Consider the following 19,162-nt stretch of genomic DNA (forward strand, 5'->3'; position numbering starts at 1 on the left):
GATCCATTTTTCCGACAGCCGATTTGAAGGAGAGCAGCCATGACGGCGCATTTTCGTCCCGCGGTGTATGACTTGCCCCGCGACGGCCACACGGTGTTTCGCTGGGAGCAGCCGCCGCAGCAAGCCAGCGTCGAACTGGAGCGCTTGCAGCGCAAGCAAAGCCTCGCCGCGGCCTTCCGGGTATTCGCCCGGCTGGGTTTCGACATGGGCGGCGCTGGGCATATCACGGTGCGTGACCCGGGGCGCCCGGAGCATTTCTGGGTCAACCCGGTGGGGGTGTATTTCGGCCATGTCCGGGTGTCCGACCTGCTGCTGGTGGACCCCGATGGGGCCATTGTCGAAGGCGAAGGCGCCCTCAATCTGGCGGCCTTCGCCATCCATGCGGCGCTGCATCAAGCCCATCCGCAGGTGGTGGCCGCCGCCCATGCCCACTCGCTGCATGGCAAGGCCTGGTCGAGCCTGGGCCGCTTGCTGGACCCGCTGACCCAAGACGCCTGCGCCTTCTATGAAAGGCACGGGCTGTTCGACAACTTCTCCGGGGTGGTGCTGGAAGCCAGTGAAGGTGCGCGGATCGCCACGGCGCTGCAGGGCCACAAGGCATTGATCCTGCAGAACCACGGCTTGCTCACCGTTGGTGAAACCGTCGAGGCGGCGGCCTGGCGTTTCATTGCCATGGACAATGCCGCCCAGACCCAACTGCTGGCGGAAGCGGCCGGCACCCCGCGACTGATTCCCCATGCTGTGGCGCGCCACACCGCGCGCCAGGTGGGCAGCGAATTCGGCGGCTGGTTCAGTTTCCAGCCTTACCGCGAGCGGATCGTGCGCGAAGAACCGGACTTTCTCGATTAAGGACAAGCCGCCATGCAACGTCGTCGTTTTCTGCAACTCTCGGCCCTGGCCGGTCTCGCCGGCGCCTTGCCGCAACTGGGCCTGGGAGCCTCTTCGGAGCTGGCCGGGGTGACCCTGAGTGTCGCCACCTACAAGGGCGCGGCGCCGAGCTTCTTTACCGAGGCCGGCATCGAAGCGCCGCCTTACCAGGTCAAGTACGCCGAGTTCAGCGGCGGCAACCTGAGCTTCGAGGCCCTGGTCAGTGGCACCCTGGATATTTCACCGATGAGCGAGATCCCGCCGATTTTCGGGATCAAGAATCACGCGCCGGTGAAGCTCATCGCGGTGCTCACCGGCGACGTCAACAACCAGGCCTTTATCCTGCCCAAGGGCTCCACGGTGCAGTCGGTGGCCGAGCTCAAGGGCAAGCGCATCGGCTATATCCGCTCCACCAGCTCGCATTACTTTTTGCTCAAGGCATTGAAGGAACAGGGGCTGGGTTTTGCCGACATCGTGCCCATGGCGCTGAGCCCCCAGGACGGTTTTGCCGCGCTGCAGAACGGTGCCCTGGATGCCTGGGTCAGCTTTGGCTACTTCATTCAGTTGGCCGAGCTGCGGGCCGGCGCCCGGGTACTGAAGACCGGCCAGGGCTACCTGTCCGGCAACTACGTGATTGCTGCCAACCAGCAGAGCATTGCCGACCCGCTGAAGCATGCGGCGATCACCGACTACATCCTGCGCGAGTACCGCTCTTGGCAATGGATCGCCAGCCATCCCGAAGAGTGGGCGAGCAAGAGTGCGAAGATCCTCGGCATGCCCCGGGAAGTGTTTCTCGCCCAGTACCGGGCCCAGAGCGGCCCGCGCCTGCTGCAACCGGTGGACGACGCGGCGGTGAAATCCCAGCAGGACGTGGCCGACCTGTTCTTCGAGGCCGGGGTGCTGCCCCAGCCGCTGGACGTTTCCGGCCTGTGGGACCGCAGCTTCCACTGGACCTGACTGTAGGAGCCGGCTTGCCGGCGAATAGTCCCTCAAGCCATGCACGGCCCCGGAGAACGCCTTCGCTGGCAAGCCAGCTCCTACAGAACACCCGACACCCATGTAGGAGCCGGCTTGCCGGCGAATAGTCCCTCAAGCCATGCACGGCCCCGGAGAACGCCTTCGCTGGCAGGCCAGCTCCTACAGAACACCCGACACCCCATGTAGGAGCCGGCTTGCCGGCGAAGAGGCCCTCAAGCCATGCACGGCCCCGGAGGGCGCCTTCGCTGGCAAGCCAGCTCCTACAGAACACCCGACACCCATGTAGGAGCCGGCTTGCCGGCGAATAGTCCCTCAAGCCATGCACGGCCCCGGAGGGCGCCTTCGCTGGCAAGCCAGCTCCTACAGAACACCCGACACCCCATGTAGGAGCCGGCTTGCCGGCGAATAGTCCCTCAAGCCATGCACGGCCCCGGAGGACGCCTTCGCTGGCCAGCCAGCTCCTACCATCCGAAGGGGAGATTTCTTTCATTGGCCAGGAGGCCGCATGTTTACCCGAACCTTGCTGTGCCTGGCGCTGGCCAGCCCCTGGGCCTTGGCCGACAGCCCAGCCCAAGCCCTGCACCAGCGCCTTACGGTGCTCGATAGCCACCTCGATACCCCCATGCAACTGGCCCGCCCCGGTTGGGACATCACCCAGCGCCATGGCTACCGCGACGACCTGTCCCAGGTCGATCTGCCGCGCATGAAAGAGGGCGGTCTGGACGGTGGTTTCTGGGCCATCTTCACCCCTCAGGGGCCGCTCACCGCCGAAGGCCGGACCCTGGCCAGCGAGCACGGCCTGGCGGTGCTCGGGCGGATTCTCGACCTGGTCGCAGCCCACCCCAAGGACTTCGCCCTGGCCCTGAGCGCTGCCGATGTGCCGGCTATCGTCGCCGCAGGCCAGCGGGTGGTGTTCATCAGCATGGAAAACGCCGAGCCCCTGGCCGCTGATCCTGCACGCTTGCACACCTACTATCGCCAGGGCCTGCGCATGCTCGGCCTGGTGCATTCGGCCAACAACGATTTCGCCGACTCGGCCACGGCCCTGCCGCAATGGCAGGGCCTGAGCCCGGCAGGCCGCGAGCTGCTGGTCGAGGCCAATCGCCTGGGTATCTTGCTGGATGTGTCCCATGCCTCGGATCAGGTGTTTGACCAGGTGCTGGCACTGTCCACGGCGCCGATCATTGCTTCGCACTCCAGCAGTAGGGCGGTCACCCATCACCCACGCAACCTGGATGACCAGCGCTTGCGGCAACTGGCGGCCAAGGGCGGGGTGGTGCAGGTCAACAGCTTTCCCAGTGACCTGATCAACCTTGCGCCCAATCCCGAACGGGACAAGGCCCTGGGCCCGCTGTACCGCGAGTTTCGCCTGGCCGCCAGCCTGAGCCCGGCACAGGTGGCAGACCTGGCCGGGCGCATTCGCCAGGTCGAGGCCCGCTACCCGCAGCCCCGCGCCAGCCTGGACGACTACATGCGCCACCTGCTGCACATCCTCGACGTGGTCGGCCCCGAGCATGTGGGCATAGGTGCCGATTGGGACGGCGGCGGTGGCGTGCAGGGGCTGGAGGACGTGACGCAATTGCCGCAGATCACCGAACGACTGCTGGCGGCAGGCTATAGCGAAGCGGACCTGGAGAAGATCTGGGGCGGCAACTTGTTGCGCGTCCTCGACACCGCCCAGGTCGTAGGAGCCGGCTTGCCGGCGAAGGGGCGCTGATGCCTGCGCGGGCTGTGGGGCCTCTTCGCTGGCAAGCCAGCCACTGGCGGGGCGAGGGTGGCGAGGCTAGGCGCAGGGCTATGCGCAGGACGCAGAATCTTTTGGCTTGAATATGAAACAAAGTAATATTTGCATATGCTTAAAATGTATTTCTCTTATTAAATGAGCGCCCCTAGGATGGCTTCCCATAGACCCAAGTGACTGCATAAATTCGTGGGCTATAACCGAACGCACTATCCATCCGCAGCAGGGAGCGCTGGCATGCCGCTGACCAGAAGACAATTGATCGCCCGTATCGCCGCTGTCGGCGGGGTCCAGGCGGCGAGCGCGGTCATGGGCCTGTTTGGCGCCTCGGGCAACGCCGAGGCCTTCGAGGAGAACTATGCTTCGCTGCCCACAGCAGCAGTGGGCAAGGGCGCCAGCGTGGTGGTGATCGGTGCCGGAATTGGTGGTCTGGTCAGCGCCTACGAGCTGCAAAAGGCCGGGTTCAAGGTCACTCTGCTGGAAGCCCGCGACCGGGTCGGCGGGCGCAACTGGACAGTGCGTCGCGGTGATCGGGTGGAGTACAGCGATGGCAGTGTGCAGCTCGCACAATTCGATGATGGCTTCTATCTCAACGCCGGGGCCGGTCGCTTGCCCAGTCACCATCAACTGATGCTCGGCTATTGCCGTGAGCTGGGGGTGGAGCTGGAAGTGCTGGTCAACACCAGTCGCAATGCCCTGGTGCGCCCGGACCTGAACCAGCCAGCGCTGCAGATCCGCCAGGCGGTCAACGACAGTCGCGGGCATTTCTCCGAGCTGCTGGCCAAAGCGGTCAATCGCCATGCCCTGGATCAGGAACTGAGTGTCGCCGACCGCAGCAACCTGCTGAGTTTCCTCAAGACCTGGGGCGATCTCTCGGACAAGCTGGAGTACCTGGGTTCGGCCCGTTCCGGCTACAAGGTCTGGCCTGGGGCTGGCGACCAGTTGGCGCAGAAGAACGATCCGCTGCCGCTGCAGACCCTGCTCAACCCGGCACTGACCACTGCGCTGATGATCGATGAGTACCCGGAGTTCTCGCCCACCATGTTCCAGCCGGTGGGCGGCATGGACCGCATACCCCAGGCCTTTGCCCGGCGCCTGCAAGGGCCACTGCGGCTGCACAGCGAGGTGCGCTCGATCACCAATCATGGCGACCACGCCGAGGTGGTGTACCTGGATCGGCGCAGTGGCCGTACCCAGCACCTGAAGGCCGACTATGTGATCAGCTCCTTGCCCCTGCCGCTGCTGGCCAAGGTCGCGAACAACTTCAGCGCCCCGGTACGCCAGGCCATCGACAGCGTGCAGTTCGGCTACGCCAACAAGGTTGCCTGGCAGTCCCGGCGCTTCTGGGAAAGCCAGTACCAGATCTATGGCGGGCTGTCCTTCATCAACCAGGAAGCGTCCGGGCTGTGGTACCCCAGCGGTGGCTTCAACCAGGCCGAAGGGGTGTTGGTAGCGGCCTACAACAACGGTGAAACCGCACGCCAGTTCGGTGAGAAAACCCTGGCCCAACAGATCGAGATTTCCCGCCAGGCGGTGGAGCTGCTGCACCCTGGCCACAGCCATGAATTGCGCAATCCCCTGGTGATTGCCTGGAGCAAGATCCCCTACAACTTCGGCCCCTGGATCAACCACGAAGTGGCCGAGCCGGACTACAGCCTGCTCAACCAGCCCCAGGGCCGGGTCTACCTGACCAGCGACGGCCTGGCCCACAGCGGCGTGGGCATCTGGCAGGAGGCCGCCGCCGGCGCGGCACGGCGAGTGGTGCGGCATCTTTTCGAGCGGGCGCAAGGCTCGTCGCTGCAGCAAACGGCCTGAAAAAGCCGAGCATTCAATAAGCAGTCACCCTGCCGGGTAGCGGACCTCCGAGGCTGGCATTCATAACCTTGGAGCGTCTTTGCATGTCGATAAAACACACCGCCGTGGGGCTGGGGCTGCTGATTGCCGCCAGCAGCAGCTGGGCCGCTGGTATTCAGCGGGTTCCGTCCACCTATCCCAACTCGCCGATCCTGCAATCGGTGACCCTGCCCGCCAACAGCGAGCTGACTTACCTCTCCGGCCTGCTGCCGGACCCGGTTGATCCCAAGGCGTCCAAGGAGCAGGTGCACGCTGTGGGCAACACCGAGGCACAGACCCGGGTGGTGCTGCGCAAGGTCGAGTCGATTCTTGCCAGCCAGGGCCTGGGCCTGGCCGACGTGGTGCAGTTGCGGATCTACCTGGTAGGGGACCCTGCCCTGGGCGGCAAGCTGGATTTCGACGGCCTGCAAGTGGCCTTTCGCGAGTTCTTCGGCAGCGAGAAACAGCCGGTGAAACCGGCCCGGACCACGGTGCAAGTGGCGGGTCTGGTACTACCCGGTGCGCTGATCGAAGTTGAAACCGTCGCCGCCCGGTCGCGCTGAGCGCCATTGATAAGGATCTGAAGTCATGGGTATTTCCTTGCATAAAATCGTTCTCGGCGCCGCCCCCCTGAGCCTTGGTCTGTTGGGCCTGGCAACCCCTGTGGAACTGCTGGCCGCGGATGAAACCCTGGGCACGGTGGTGGTCACCGGGGTCCGTGGCAGTCAGCAGCGCACCGTCACCAACAGCCCTGCGCCGATCGATGTGATCGACAGCGAGCAACTGCGCAGCATTGGCCAGAACGGCTTGAAAGAAATGCTCGGGCGGCTGCTGCCGTCGTTCAACGTACCGACCATCAATGGCGGCGGCACCGCCTTTCTGGTGCGCGGGGTGAGCATGCGCGGCCTGGGGGGCGACCAGGTGCTGGTGCTGATCAACGGCAAGCGGCGGCACAACTCGGCGTTGATCAACAACGGTGCGCGAGTCGGCAATGCCTCGGTGCCGGTGGACCTGGACCTGATTCCCACCGCCGCCATCGAGCGCATCGAAGTACTGCGCGATGGTGCGGCAGCGCAGTACGGTTCGGACGCTATCGCCGGGGTGATCAACATCATCCTCAAGCGCAACGCCGAGGGCCTGACCTCCGACACCAGCCTGGGCCAGTACTACGACGGTGACGGCACCACCGGCCACGAAGCCTTCAACTGGGGCAGCAAGCTGGGGGAGGCCGGCGGCTTCTTCAACCTATCCTGGGATGCCAAGATCCAGGAGCCCTATGAGCGCTCCAGCGCCGCCAGCGGGCAACTGTATTTCAAGCAGCCCGACGGCTCGCCAGACCCTCGGGAAGGCAATCGCCAGGGCTGGGGGACCGAATACGGCCTGGGCCGTGACCGCACCAGCAGCCTGGCCTACAACGCCGAGCTGCCCCTGGCCGACGACCTCAAGCTGTATTCGTTCTCGACCCTGAGCTATCGCAACAGCAACAAGAACCTGGGGCACCGCAAGCCCACCGATATCACCAGCCTGGCAGGCGTACCCAATGCGCCGTACCCCAACGGCGGCCAGGCGCGGCGGGAGATCCGCGAGACCGATTTCCAGGTCGCCGGTGGTGCCAAGGGCCTGGCCGGTGGCTGGGACTGGGACCTGTCGAGCACCTATGGCAAGGATCGCGGGGTGCTCGATACCGCCAACAACCTGAACATTTCCAACGGGCCCTACGGCCAGCACGACTTCCACCTGGGCAACCTGGTGTTCGACCAGTGGACCAACAACCTGGATTTCTCCCGGGCCTTGGACATCGGTTGGAGCAGCCCGCTGCAAACCTCTTTCGGCGTGGAATACCGCTGGGAGAAATATGCGCTGGAGGAGGGTGAACCCAACGCCTATAACCAGGGCAGCTACATGCCTGCCACGGGCCCCTTTGCCGGTGTGGTGCCCGACCCCGGGTTGTTCTCGGTCAACGGCACCACCCCGGAAGATGCCTACAGCCTCAAGCGCCACAGCGAAGCCGCCTATGTGGATCTGGGCCTGAACATCACCCCCAACTGGTACGTGGGGGCTGCCGCGCGCTACGAGAAGTACAACCTCGGCGTGGGCGACACCACCAGTGGCAAGCTCACCACCCGCTACGAGTTCCTCCCCGGCTATGCGGTGCGGGCGGCGGTGAGCAACGGCTTTCGCGCACCGTCCCTGGCCCAGAGCGTGTTCTCCACCACCAGCACCGTGACCCAGTTCGGCGCCGGCGGCACCACCAGCTCGGTGCGCACCAAGCAGATGCGCCCCAACTCGCCGGAAGCCATCGCCCTGGGGGCCAAGGACCTGGAGCCGGAAACCTCGCGCAACTACAGCCTGGGGTTCACCGCCGAACCCACCGAGCGCCTGCGCCTGACCGCCGACTTCTACCTGATCGATATCGACAAGCGGATCCTTCAGACCGGCATCCTCAAGGGCCCGGCGGTGTCGCAGATCCTGGTGGAAAACGGCCTGTCGCCGAACCTCGCCGGGCAGTACTACACCAACGCCGCGGACACCCGGACCAAGGGCGTGGACCTGGTGGCGGACTATCGCCAGTCGTTCGGCGAATACGGCACGGCGAAGTGGAGCGTTGCCTACAACCACAACAAGACCACCATCCGCGACCTGGCAGACACCCCGGCGGCCCTGTCGCGCCTGGGGGCCGGCTATGTGCTGTTCGACCGCCAGCAGCAGATCGACCTGACCCAATCCACGCCCAAGGACAAATGGATTCTCTCCACCAACTACAAGGTCGGTGACTGGACCACCAACCTGCAGTTGACCCGCTTTGGCGAGTACACCGAAGGCTCGAACATTGCGGCCAACGACCGCACCTACAGCGCCAAGTGGATCACCGATCTGGACGTGGCCTACGACGTGACGCAGAACCTCACCGTGGCGGTGGGGGCCAACAACCTGTTCGACGTGTACCCGGACAAGATCGGCCTCAAGGCCTGGGCGGGGACTTATGAATACGGCATGTTCTCGCCTTATGGCCTGGGCGGTGGTTATTACTACAGCCGCGTCAGCCTGGCGTTCTGAGCATGACCACGATCACTCTCGTAGGAGCTGGCTTGCCAGCGAAGGCGGCGGCATGACCAGTGCAGGGTTCAGAGGCCATTCGCCGGCAAGCCGGCTCCTACAGCAGCCGCGTCAGCCTGGTGTTCTGAACATGAGCGGTATCTATCTCGTAGGAGCTGGCTTGCCAGCGAAGGCGGCCACATGACCAGTGCAGGGTTCAGAGGCCATTCGCCGGCAAGCCGGCTCCTACAGCAGACGCGTCAGCCTGGTGTTCTGAACATGAGCGGTATCTATCTCGTAGGAGCTGGCTTGCCAGCGAAGGCGGCCGCATGACCAGTGCAGGGTTTCGGGGCCATTCGCCAGCAAGCTGGCTCCTACAGCAGCCGCGTCAGCCTGGCGTTCTGAGCATGAGCGGTATCTATCTCGTAGGAGCTGGCTTGCCAGCGAAGGCGGCCGCATGACCAGTGCAGGGTTCAGAGGCCATTCGCCGGCAAGCCGGCTCCTACAAGGAGCGGTGTTGTGTTTGTGGCTGGGCAGTGCGCTGGCGCAGCCGGCATTGAGGGTCTCCAGCCAGAAGCAGTCGCTGAAGATCCTGCTGCAAGCCGCCGGCGAACTGGAGCAGGTGCCGTATCCCATCGAGTTCGCCTCCTTCGCCGCGGCAGCGCCTACCGCCGAGGCCCTGGCAGCCGGAGCGGTGGACATCGGCAGCCTGGGCGATGCGCCGTTCGTGTTCGCCGCGGCAGCCGGAGCACCGATCAAGACCGTGGGGGTGATCAAACTCAAGGTCACACCGACGGCGGTGGCGATTGTGGTCAAGGACGACTCACCGCTGCACGATGCCGCCAGCCTCCAGGGCCGGCGCATCACCACCACGCGGGGCTCCATCGGCCACTTCCTGGCCCTGGCGGCCTTGCGCTCCGTGGGCCTGCACGGCTCGGATGCGCAGTTCATCTTTCTCCAGCCGGCCGAGTCCCGCAGCCTGTTGAGCAACGGCCAGGCCGATGCCTGGTCGACCTGGGACCCGTACACCAGCATGGTGCAGATGGAGGGCACAACCCGGGTACTGGTCAGCGGCGAGGGGCTGTTCGCTGGGCATATGTTGCTGGTGGCCAATGACCAGGCGATCCGAGACAAGCCGCTGCAGATCGGCGATTTCCTTCGGCGCCTGGACCGCGCCTATGCCTGGGCCAATCAGCATCAAGCCGAGTATTCGCGGATCCAGGCCGGCTACAGCGGCCTGCCGGTGGCGATCCATGAGCGCTCCAATCGCTACTCCGTGCCCCGGCGCATTGCCGTAGGCCCCTCGGTAGTCGATGACGTGCAGCACACGGCTGATCTTTATCGCGAGGAAGGGATTATTCAGAAGTCGTTCAATGCCTCGGATTACATGGATGCCCGGTTTAACGAAGTTGAATGAATACATGGCATTTTCATTAATTAAGCTCGGGAGTGGTGAGCAAATAAAGCATCAATAATGTCCGTTGTTTAAGTTAACTATCAGTAAATTTAATAATCCTCGAGCAGTCGCTTGTAAGTGTCTCTCGTGGCGGCTATTTGTCTGATTTTCGATACGTTTTTAAGTTTGGATATTAGAGATAAAGGGTATTTCACAAGGCTTTCGCAACTGCCTAAGGTGGCTCTGAAACAAATTATTACGCTCCACCAAAGATGCACTTCAACGCTACTTCCAGGGAATAAGGGAGCTTGCATGTTCACAGTAACTACGGCCGACAAACTTGAAGCGCGGCATATTATCGATGTCGTCGAAAAACGTTCCTACGGCGTCCAGCTCAAAGGCTTTTGCCCGCCGGACACCTTGCAGGTGGCGCGCGACCATCTGTATCAGCAGGAGCTGCGCAGTGCCTTCAGCCAACAGCAGGAGTTCGTCCGTGTCGGCAAGGCCTACATCGAGATCCAGGATGAACAGAGCCGGGCCGAGTACCACGCCCTGGCACTGCCGAATATCCGCAAGATCCGCAATCTGTTCCGCCCGCTGGCCTCACCCATTGACGAGTTGCGCCTGCTGCTGGACGAGGTCTGGCCCCAGGGCGCGCAGTTGCTGCAGGTGGACGGGCAGAAGTGCTTTGTCGGCATCGCCCGTTTCCAGGGGGCCGGAGTTGATCTCACCCCCCACACCGACAAGCTCGAACGCAATGCCCCCGAGGGCCACAGCCCGCCGTTGCTGACCCAGCTGTCCAGCAACATTTACCTGGAACTCCCCGAGGACGGCGGAGAGCTGGAGATCTGGGGCATCGAGCCGGATGAGCAGGAGTACAACCGCCTGCGTGGCGAACGGGCCTATGGCATCGAGCGCCACCTGCTACCGCCGCCGGACTTCGTGATCAAGCCCGAGCCCGGCGATCTGATCCTGCTCAACCCACGGCTGATCCACGCGGTACGCCCTTCGGCCAGCAGCACCCGGGTCACCCTCGGGGTCTTTATCGGTTACTACGGCGAACAACAGCCTTTGGCCTACTGGAGCTGAACACATGAGCAAGGTGCAGGAAATCAACCTCAAGGCCTACTTCAACAAGGGCGGCGAGGAACACGCATTCGATGGCAAGCGAGTGGTGCTGGCGGTCAGCGTCGGCCAGGAATATCACGAAGACCAGAAGCTGCGCTCGACCATTCACCTGATCAACCAATCCGGCTTCAGCCACGTCAAGGTGGTGGTGGCCGACACCCTGCAACGCCACAACAAGCACGGTAAGTCCCCGGGGGAGGCGCTGTCGGCCTCGATCCGTGACGGTGACGCCTGGCTGGCGCGCAACCAGGACATTCTCGATGGCCTGCGGGTGCCCTATCACATCACCCGCTGGAACCAGGAACTGGCCAGCGACCGCTATGCCGAATTGCGCCAGCAGTTGAACCTGATCTATCAGCAGCGGGCCGAATTGCGCGAGGCCATCGACAGCACCATCGGTGTGTTCACCGAGCGCTTGCGCCTGCGAGACGAAGACGCGGATATCGAACGGGCCGCGGCCCAGTGCCGTGAATACATCCTTGAGGAGATCCCCATCATCCTGCCGTTGTGGGCCGATGAGGGTTATCACTACGTGCTCTATCCGCAGCAGATGACCACGGCCATGGCCATCAGTCGCGAGTTGTTGATCGAACCCCACAGCCCGGACCGGGTGCGCTGGTTGCCGCTGAAGTTCAAGAAACGCGGGATTCCGATCCCGTTCACTTTGCCCGGGGCCATTCACCCGAACTGGACCAGTGGCGCCATCGCCATCTGAGCCGCCCGGGCGCGTGGTTTTCGCTGACCTACGTGGGAGCTGGCTTGCCAGCGAAGGCGTCCTTGCCGGCAGTGCTGGGCTCAAGGGCCTGTTCGCCGGCAAGCGGAGGCTCCTGCAGTGCTGTTTTTTTATGACTGACAAGGAGTTTCCATGGGCGTTTTTGCGCAACAGCAACGCAAATGGTGGGCATTGCTCGGGGTGAGCATCGCCAGTTTTCTCGGCTGTGTGGATTTCACCATCGTCAATACCGCGCTGCCGGCGCTGCAGGCCGATCTCGGGGCGTCGCTGGACAGCCTGCAGTGGGTAATCAACGGTTTCATCCTGGCGCTGTCGAGCTTCATGGTGCTGGTGGGGCGCCTGGCCGACTTGCAGGGACGCAAGCGGGTGCTGTTTATCGGCCTGAGCGTGTTTGGCCTGGCGTCACTGGCGGCGGGGCTGGCGGGGCAGATCGAGACCCTGATCGGCGCTCGGGTGCTGCAGGGCCTGGCCTGTGCGGTGCTCTATACCGCGTCGGGGGCGATTGTCTCCAGTACCTTCGACAGCACCGAGCAGGGCAAGGCCTTTGGCGTGCTGTTCGGGGTCAATGGCGTGGGGCTGGCGGTCGGGCCGGTGCTGGGTGGGCTGATCACCAGTGGCTTTGGCTGGCAGTGGATCTTCCTGATCAATGTGCCCTTTGTGCTGTTGAGCCTGGCCATTTGCAGTTTCAGCGTGCAGGAGTCGCGTTCGACCGAGGTCGATGCGCGGTTGGATGTATGGGGCGCGTTGCTGTTGCTGATCGGTTTGCCGAGCCTGGTGCTGGTGATCGTCCAGGGTGGAGGCTGGGGTTCGAGCCTGACCCTGAGCCTGATCGCCGTGACGGTGCTGGCTTTGGGGGCTTTCCTGGTGCTGGAGAAACGCGTTGCCGCGCCGATCATCGACCTCCAACTGTTCGCTAATCGACGCTTTGTCGCCGCCGTGGCGGCGAGTTTCGGCCTGGCGCTGTTCTACTGCGTGGCGTTTTTCGTCATGCCGCTGTACCTGGCGCAAATCCGTGGTGAAACCTTGCAGGCCAGCGGCCTGTTGTTGCTGCCCACCACCCTCGGGGTGGCGCTGCTGTCGCCGCTGGTGGGGCGGCTGGTGGATCGCAGAGGGCCGGCGCTGTTGATCAAGGCCGGGCTGCTGCTGCTTGTGCTGTCGGCGCTGTTGCAGGCCGGTTTCGACCGGCAGACTTCACTGCCGTATCTGCTGGGCGCCTTCGTCATCATGGGCTTGGGCTGGGCAAGCATTCTCGGGCCGTCGACGGTGCTGGGCATTTCCTCGGTACCCCAGGAAGTGGGCTCGGTGGCCATGGGCTCGCTGATGACCTTGCACAATGTCGGCGGTGGTATCGGGCTGGCGCTGGGGGTGGGGCTGTTCCACCATTTTTCCGCGACGCCGCTGGACGATACCCAGGGCGCGTTTCTTAACGGCTATCGCGTGGTGATGGTGTTTTTAGCGGGCGTGACCCTGGCGGTCTGGGCGGTGGTGAGTGTGTTGCTGCGTAAGTCGCCAGCACTCGCCCGGGGAGCCGTGCAAGAGGGCAGAGCCGTGGCTGAGGAGTCGGGCGGCTAGACAAGAGCCCCGGCTGCCGAATCAAGGATCAGATCGCACCAGCGCGCTGATCCTTGCCCGGCTGAGGCGCGTCACCCGCGGTGACGGCGGGCCCTGGCCCTATCCGCGTGGAGGCGCCGGTGGATTGACGACTGAATTCTGGCGAAGTGCCATCACTTGCTTTATGCTCCGCGCCCGTCACAGGGAGGTGGGGATGCCTGACACCCTGGTTGACGTTACTGATCATCGTCCAAGGGACCTGCGACCTCATGATTCGTCCTCTCGTAATACTCGCCGCGCTGCTGGCCCTGAGCGGTTGCTATAGCCTGCCCGCCACGAAAATCTCCGACAGCATGAGCCCTGACCCGCAGTCGGGAGTGGCCTATGTAGTGGGTGTGGTGGGTATCTGGCCGCAGGCGGTGCACACCGCCGACGAGCAGATGCTGCTGATTCGTCCACGGGGTGGCGACGGGTTCGCCTCGGCGCGCTTGTACAACCAGTTCTATGCCCGCACCCCGCGTGATGTGCGTGAGACTTGGCACGGCATCGGCAGCCTGTTCGTGATGCCGCTCAAACCTGGGCGCTACGAGATCTACAACCTGCATTTCGACCGCGGCAATGCCACTTCCTGGAGTCGTGAAGACTTCTCCATTCCCCTGGAACTGGAAGCCGGCAAGGCTTATTACCTTGGCGATTTCCGTGCCGGCTGCCTGTCGGCGTCTGGGGCCAAGTGCATCTTCCTGCACAGTGATCACCTGGAGCGCGACGCCGCCCTGGTCCGTGCCAAATACCCGCAGGTGCCGAACCTGCAGCGGGTCGATCTGGAGAAAATGGAAGAGACCACCGCGTTGATCGTCAAGGAGCAGGGACCCAAGGCTTCGATGCTCAAAGCCATGCTTTCGGGAGACCTGTAATGCGTACCAGACTCTTGTTGCTGATGGTCCTGATGCTGGGGCTCGGCGGTTGCCAGACCAGCCATAGCCTGAAACCGGCCGAGGTGGATTATCAGCAGTCGTTGCCAGCGATCAAGGTCAGTGTGATCGGGCCCATCCCCGGGGGGCTGATCCGCAATGAGTTGCGCCGCCGTGGCACCTTCGAGCAGGTGTTGGATGGCTACAGTGCCGACGGCTACAACGTGATCGTGGTGGCTAACAGTGATTATTTTGGCTGGCAGAATATTCCCCTGGGGCTGCTCAGTGCGTTGACCCTGTTTATCGTGCCGGCCCCGGCCACCTGGGACAGCCGGGTGATCTTCCATGTCAGCCGTGGCGAGCAGCCAGTGGCCAAGTACCTGGTGAGCAACCACACCCGCTCATGGCGCGGCTGGGTCAATCTCGATGGCGGCCAATACCAGCATGTGCAGCGCATCACCGATGACTTTATCGCGCAGATGCTCCGGGACCCGATCTTCAAGCCCAAGGCCCCAGTGGCGTCGAACCCCCGCTGATCGACGGCTGAAAAATGCTCTATTTCAAAGCCTGGGCGAGGTTATCCGCCCGGGCTTTTTTGTGCTCTGGATTCAACCCAGGAATGGAGCTGGGCGTGCAGTTGGCTGCGTCCGGCCGGTATCAGTCCAAGGACTTTTATCCCGGGCTCAAGGAATGACTTCCCCATGCCGCTGGCCATGCCGGGCAGTTGAAAATCTTCCCGGGGATCACGCCGGCTGTTGGCCGCATCCTCAGACGCAGCCTGCGTGAACACCTAAAGCAGGCCCTGGTGGAATATCTTTTTTCCAGTCACCGGGGCAATGGCTGAATCGCCGTAACGGTCTTTACTCTCAAAGCGCAACGCCCATCGATCACCCAAGGAGCAACAACATGTCCGGATGGTATGAGTTGAAGAAAAGCAGCAATGGTCAGTTCCGCTTCGTGCTCAAGGCGGCCAATGCCGAGATCATTCTCACCAGTGAGCTATACACCACGCGCGTTGCGGCAGAGAACGGGATTGCCTCGGTGCAGGCCAATAGTCCTCTGGAGGAGCGCTACGAGCGCAAGAGCGCCAAGGATGGCAAGCCCTATTTCAACCTGAAGGCGGCCAATCACCAGATCATCGGTAGCAGCGAAACCTATTCGGCGGACGCGGCCCGGGAGAAGGGCATTGCCAGCGTCAAGGCTAATGGTCCGACCCATAACATCAAGGACCTGACGTCGCTCTAGGTGTTGCTCCGCAGGCCGGCGAAAGCACCAAGCCCGAACGGCGTACAGCGTTCGGGCTTGGTGCTTTCAGCAGGGGATCAACTCAGTGTCTGTAACAGCTTCTGCAGTTGCTCGCGCCCGGCCTCCGCCAGGGGGAACACCGGCCGGCGCGGTTCGCCGGTGGCCAGCCCGGTGAGTGCCAGCCCCGCCTTGACCGTGGCTGGCAAACCGCCCTTGAGGATGAAGTCCAGCAGTGGCAACTGCTGGTAGAAGAGTGCCCGGGCGCGCTGCAGATCGTTGGCCAGGACTGCTTGGTAGAGGTCGATATTGAGCTGTGGAATCAGGTTCGCCGCAGCTGTGCACCAGCCGCTGGCGCCGGCGGCGAACGCTTCCAGGGCCAGGGGGTTGCAGCCGTTGTAGAACGGCACCTGGCCTTCGCCCAGTTGCTGCAGCTTGTGCATGCGCTGGATATCCCCCGTGCTTTCCTTGACCAGGGTGACGTTCTCCACGCTGTGGAAAATCTTCAGGATCAACTCCACCGACATGTCGGTGCCGCTGGTGGCCGGGTTGTTGTAGAGCATGATCGGCACGCCGATGCTGGCGCCGATGGCCTGGTAGTGGGCGAGGATCTCGGCTTCGCTGAGTTTCCAGTAGGAGGCGGGCAGCACCATCACCACATCGGCGCCCTTGGCCTCGGCGAAACGGGCGCGGCGGATGGCCTTGGCGGTGGTCAGGTCGGACACGCTGACGATGGTCGGCACGCGCCGGGCGACGTGGCGGATGCTGAATTCGCTGACCTGATCCCATTCGGCGTCGCTCAGGTAGGCGCCTTCGCCGGTGCTGCCCAGCGGCGCGATGGCGTGGACGCCAGCGTCGATCATACGGTCGATGGAGCGCCCGAGGGCGTCCAGGTCCAGGCCTTCGCCGTGACTGCTGAACGGAGTGACGGTGTAGCCGATGATGCCGTGGATCTTGGGTGTGGACATGGGGTAACTCCTGCAAGGCATAAGAGGGGAGATCAGTTCAGGCAGTCGGCGTGTTGTTTGAGGTTTTGCCGAGCGTAGTAGTTGAAGGCGGCGCCGTGGCGCTTGGGCTTGGAGATCCAGTCGTGGGCTTCGCGGCCCAGCTCGGGGAGGATCGGCTTGATGCTGCCGGCGGCCATGGCCAACAGTTGCAGCTTGGCCGCGCGCTCGATCAGTTGGGCGATCACGCAGGCTTCCTCGATGCTCGCCCCGGTGGACAGCTGGCCGTGGTGGGAGAGCAGGATCGCGCGCTTGTCGCCCAGGGCCGCGGCGATGATTTCACCTTCTTCGTTGCCCACCGGCACTCCCGGCCAGGCTTCGAGAAAGGCGCAGTCCTCATACAATGGGCAGAGGTCCATGTGCGAGATCGTCAGCGGCACTTCGAGCATCGACAATGCGGCGACGTGGGTCGGGTGGGTATGGATGATGCAGTTCACGTCCGGCCGGGCGCGGTACACCCAGCTGTGGAAGCGGTTGGCCGGGTTGGGCATGCCATGGCCTTCCAGGACTTCCAGGTCCTCGTTGACCAGCAGCAGGTTGCTGGCGCTGATTTCATCGAAACCCAGGCCCAGTTGCTGGGTGTAATAGGTGCCGGGCTGCGGGCCGCGGGCGGTGATCTGCCCGGCGAGGCCGGAGTCATGACCGTTCTCGAACAGAATGCGGCAGGTCAAGGCCAGCTTTTGCCGGTCGGTCCACGTATTATCCGCCAGGGTATTGTGCATCTGGGTCAGGGCTTGCTTGACCAGTTGGTCTTTGGGCAATGCTAATGTCTTGGCCATATCGGGGTCCTTTGAGAGGTGCAATGGACGTCGGGTCTGCGGCTCACCTGCTGCTTGCGAGGTCGTTGGGTGAGCGCTGATGACACTAAAGAGGCTATATGACACATTGTGTCATTGGCAAGCGCCAATCGTTTCTTTCTAGATGGATTAACCGCTCTACATGTCTATCCGTTTGAAATTACTGAGAAAAAAACTGGGCGTGACCCTGGAGGCCCTGGCCGAAAAATCCGGGATGACCAAGAGTTACCTGTCGAAAGTCGAGCGTGGGTTGAACACCCCGTCGATTGCCGCGGCCTTGAAGCTGGCCAAGGCTCTGAACGTCAAGGTCGAGGAATTGTTCGCCGAGGACAGCATCAACCTCGATGGCTACAGCCTGGTGCGCAGCGACGAGCGCCAGTCACTGGCGGCCAACGACCAGACTCCGGGTTATGCGGTGCTGGCCCACCAGGTCAGCGAGCGCAACCTGCTGCCGTTCATCATCTACCCGGCCAGGGAGTTCAGTGACAAGACCTTCAAGGAGCACCTGGGGGAGGAGTTCCTGTTTGTCCATGAAGGCCAGGTGGAAGTGGATTTTGTCAACGAACGGGTGATTCTCAACCGGGGCGACGCGCTGCATTTCAATGCACAGAAACCCCACCGCATTCGTTCCCTGGGGGATCAGCAGGCGCAGTTGCTAGTGGTGGTGCACAGCAGCGAGGACTGAAGGCATTCATCTGCTGTAGGAGCCAGCCGGCGGTGGAGTCTTGTGTTGCTTCTGCGGCCGCCTTCGCTGGCAAGCCAGCTCCTACGCCAGTCGTGAGATCTGCGGGGCTGATCAGTGTTCCACGGGGACTGACAGGGCCGGGTTGCCCAGGGCGTGGGTCTTGGCATTGAAGAAACGCAGGCTCAGGTCCAGTCCTTCGAACAGCTTGCTGTAGTGGCGCTTCTGGTGCTGGATGAACGCCGCGCTGCGCGGAAAAATGGAGATCGCCAGGGTCTTCGCCGCCGACTGGCGGATCGCCTGGACCAGGTGGTTGTCCTGGGGCCCGAGGTTGTGCCCGAAGATGCACAAGGCACCGCTGTGGTCCAACAGTTGCTGGTAGCAGAACGACAGGTAATCCGAGCTGCGGATGGTCTTGAGTTTGTCCGCCAATGGCCCTTCGCTGACGAATAGCGGCACGTCGTCCAGGGTCTTGAGGGTGTTGTTGATGGCGAAGCTGCCCAGCAGGGTGCCTTCGGTGGAGGTCAGCTTGCGCGCGCTGCCGTCCAGGTTGCGCACCAGGTGCAGGCCTCCGTGCAGATAGAGAATGCGCGTTTGCACGGTGTTGTCGGCGCTCAGTTCGAAGGTCGGGTCAGCGCCCTGGAACAGGTCGCTGAGGCCTTCTGCATCCTGTTGCACCGCCCAGTAGTTGAGCAGGTCGTAGTTGCTGGTGAATACCGTGGGATAGCGCCGCAGTTCCTGGTTGATCGCTACCAGGCTTGGCTCCTGCACCAGGCGCCAAGGGATGTGCACCGCGTGCACGGTGTTGATCAGCGCTTCCTTGATCGCGTAGTGGCGATTGCGCGGTGCCGCCGAACTGACCGCCAGGGCCTTGTTGACCCGGCTAGTGGTTTTCAGGGCGCCGAGCACCTGTTCGAAGCTGCGGGTCTGCAAGGCCTCGAACACGCTGAGCTCGGATTGGCTGAGGGGTTTTTCTTCCACTGTGCGAGCATTTTCGAACAGCGAGTCGTAGGCAAAGTCTTCCCACACGGCGCGGCTGGCGCCATTGCCGATCAACAGGCCGGTGAATGGAATGCTTGCGCCCAGGGCGTTCCAGTCTTCAAGTTCGGCGTCAAATTCCTGGAAATCCATCATCGCGGTCATCGGTCTCAAGGCAGAAGGTATTCAGGGCGCCGACTTTATCACGACCGACCCTTGAGCCAGATCAAGATCGCCAGTGACCGATCGGTCGATCCTGTTTCACAAACATTGAATCGACACCGT

17 protein-coding genes are annotated in these 19,162 nt (G+C 62.9%); 14 read left to right on the forward strand and 3 right to left on the reverse strand.

All coding sequences use genetic code 11. The features are described 5' to 3' along the window. Positions 1–39 precede the first annotated feature (39 nt). The 13 genes from GV818_RS18615 (at position 40) to GV818_RS18675 (ending at position 15,419) form a co-directional block, all read left to right on the forward strand. A complete protein-coding gene (locus GV818_RS18615) occupies positions 40–849 on the forward strand; it encodes a class II aldolase/adducin family protein (RefSeq protein ID WP_161757694.1) in 810 nt (269 codons plus the stop codon). 12 nt (positions 850–861) lie between these two features. Continuing rightward, on the forward strand, positions 862–1,824 hold the full coding sequence (locus GV818_RS18620) for an ABC transporter substrate-binding protein (RefSeq protein WP_161757693.1): 963 nt from the start codon (positions 862–864) through the stop codon (positions 1,822–1,824). Positions 1,825–2,350: 526 nt separating this feature from the next. Further along, a complete protein-coding gene (locus GV818_RS18625; protein ID WP_161777184.1) occupies positions 2,351–3,562 on the forward strand; it encodes a dipeptidase in 1,212 nt (403 codons plus the stop codon). 261 nt (positions 3,563–3,823) lie between these two features. Then, positions 3,824–5,401, forward strand: a complete 1,578-nt coding sequence (locus tag GV818_RS18630) for a flavin monoamine oxidase family protein (protein WP_161777185.1) — start codon at positions 3,824–3,826, stop codon at positions 5,399–5,401. An 83-nt stretch (positions 5,402–5,484) separates the two neighbouring features. Next, positions 5,485–5,982: a RidA family protein gene (locus GV818_RS18635; RefSeq protein WP_161777186.1), complete on the forward strand. Its 498-nt coding sequence runs from the start codon at positions 5,485–5,487 to the stop codon at positions 5,980–5,982. 25 nt (positions 5,983–6,007) lie between these two features. Then, a complete protein-coding gene (locus GV818_RS18640; RefSeq protein WP_161777187.1) occupies positions 6,008–8,476 on the forward strand; it encodes a TonB-dependent receptor plug domain-containing protein in 2,469 nt (822 codons plus the stop codon). 493 nt (positions 8,477–8,969) lie between these two features. After that, entirely contained in the window at positions 8,970–9,872 is a 903-nt protein-coding gene (locus GV818_RS18645; protein ID WP_372242101.1) for an aliphatic sulfonate ABC transporter substrate-binding protein, read from the forward strand. 291 nt (positions 9,873–10,163) lie between these two features. Next, complete coding sequence (locus GV818_RS18650; RefSeq protein WP_161777188.1) at positions 10,164–10,940, forward strand: 2OG-Fe(II) oxygenase; 777 nt, start codon at positions 10,164–10,166, stop codon at positions 10,938–10,940. A gap of 4 nt (positions 10,941–10,944) precedes the next feature. Next, entirely contained in the window at positions 10,945–11,694 is a 750-nt protein-coding gene (locus GV818_RS18655; protein ID WP_161757686.1) for a tRNA-dependent cyclodipeptide synthase, read from the forward strand. Positions 11,695–11,844: 150 nt separating this feature from the next. Beyond that, positions 11,845–13,284: an MFS transporter gene (locus tag GV818_RS18660; protein ID WP_161777189.1), complete on the forward strand. Its 1,440-nt coding sequence runs from the start codon at positions 11,845–11,847 to the stop codon at positions 13,282–13,284. A gap of 248 nt (positions 13,285–13,532) precedes the next feature. Next, positions 13,533–14,177: a hypothetical protein gene (locus tag GV818_RS18665; protein ID WP_161757684.1), complete on the forward strand. Its 645-nt coding sequence runs from the start codon at positions 13,533–13,535 to the stop codon at positions 14,175–14,177. Further along, a complete protein-coding gene (locus GV818_RS18670; RefSeq protein WP_161777190.1) occupies positions 14,177–14,710 on the forward strand; it encodes a hypothetical protein in 534 nt (177 codons plus the stop codon). The genes GV818_RS18665 and GV818_RS18670 overlap by 1 nt, the downstream gene beginning before the upstream one ends. Before the next feature lie 370 nt (positions 14,711–15,080). Further along, positions 15,081–15,419: a YegP family protein gene (locus tag GV818_RS18675; protein WP_161757681.1), complete on the forward strand. Its 339-nt coding sequence runs from the start codon at positions 15,081–15,083 to the stop codon at positions 15,417–15,419. Between the two features lie 77 nt (positions 15,420–15,496). Here GV818_RS18675 and GV818_RS18680 read toward each other — a convergent pair whose 3' ends face one another. Both GV818_RS18680 and GV818_RS18685 read right to left on the reverse strand, forming a co-directional pair. Beyond that, positions 15,497–16,384 (reverse strand): dihydrodipicolinate synthase family protein, encoded by an 888-nt coding sequence (locus GV818_RS18680; protein ID WP_161757680.1) that lies wholly within the window; start codon positions 16,382–16,384, stop codon positions 15,497–15,499. A gap of 32 nt (positions 16,385–16,416) precedes the next feature. Continuing rightward, positions 16,417–17,199 carry an aldolase gene (locus GV818_RS18685; protein ID WP_161757679.1) on the reverse strand — a complete coding sequence of 261 codons (783 nt, stop codon included), beginning with the start codon at positions 17,197–17,199 and terminating at the stop codon, positions 16,417–16,419. A 160-nt stretch (positions 17,200–17,359) separates the two neighbouring features. Between GV818_RS18685 and GV818_RS18690 the strand changes: the two genes are divergently transcribed. Next, a complete protein-coding gene (locus GV818_RS18690; protein WP_161757678.1) occupies positions 17,360–17,902 on the forward strand; it encodes a helix-turn-helix domain-containing protein in 543 nt (180 codons plus the stop codon). A gap of 111 nt (positions 17,903–18,013) precedes the next feature. On the opposite strand, the gene GV818_RS18695 is transcribed toward GV818_RS18690, so the two are convergent. Next, positions 18,014–19,033: a DUF4917 family protein gene (locus GV818_RS18695; protein ID WP_161777234.1), complete on the reverse strand. Its 1,020-nt coding sequence runs from the start codon at positions 19,031–19,033 to the stop codon at positions 18,014–18,016. Positions 19,034–19,162: the final 129 nt, after the last annotated feature.

The organism is Pseudomonas sp. Fl4BN1 (assembly GCF_009908285.1).
Taxonomy (GTDB): domain Bacteria; phylum Pseudomonadota; class Gammaproteobacteria; order Pseudomonadales; family Pseudomonadaceae; genus Aquipseudomonas.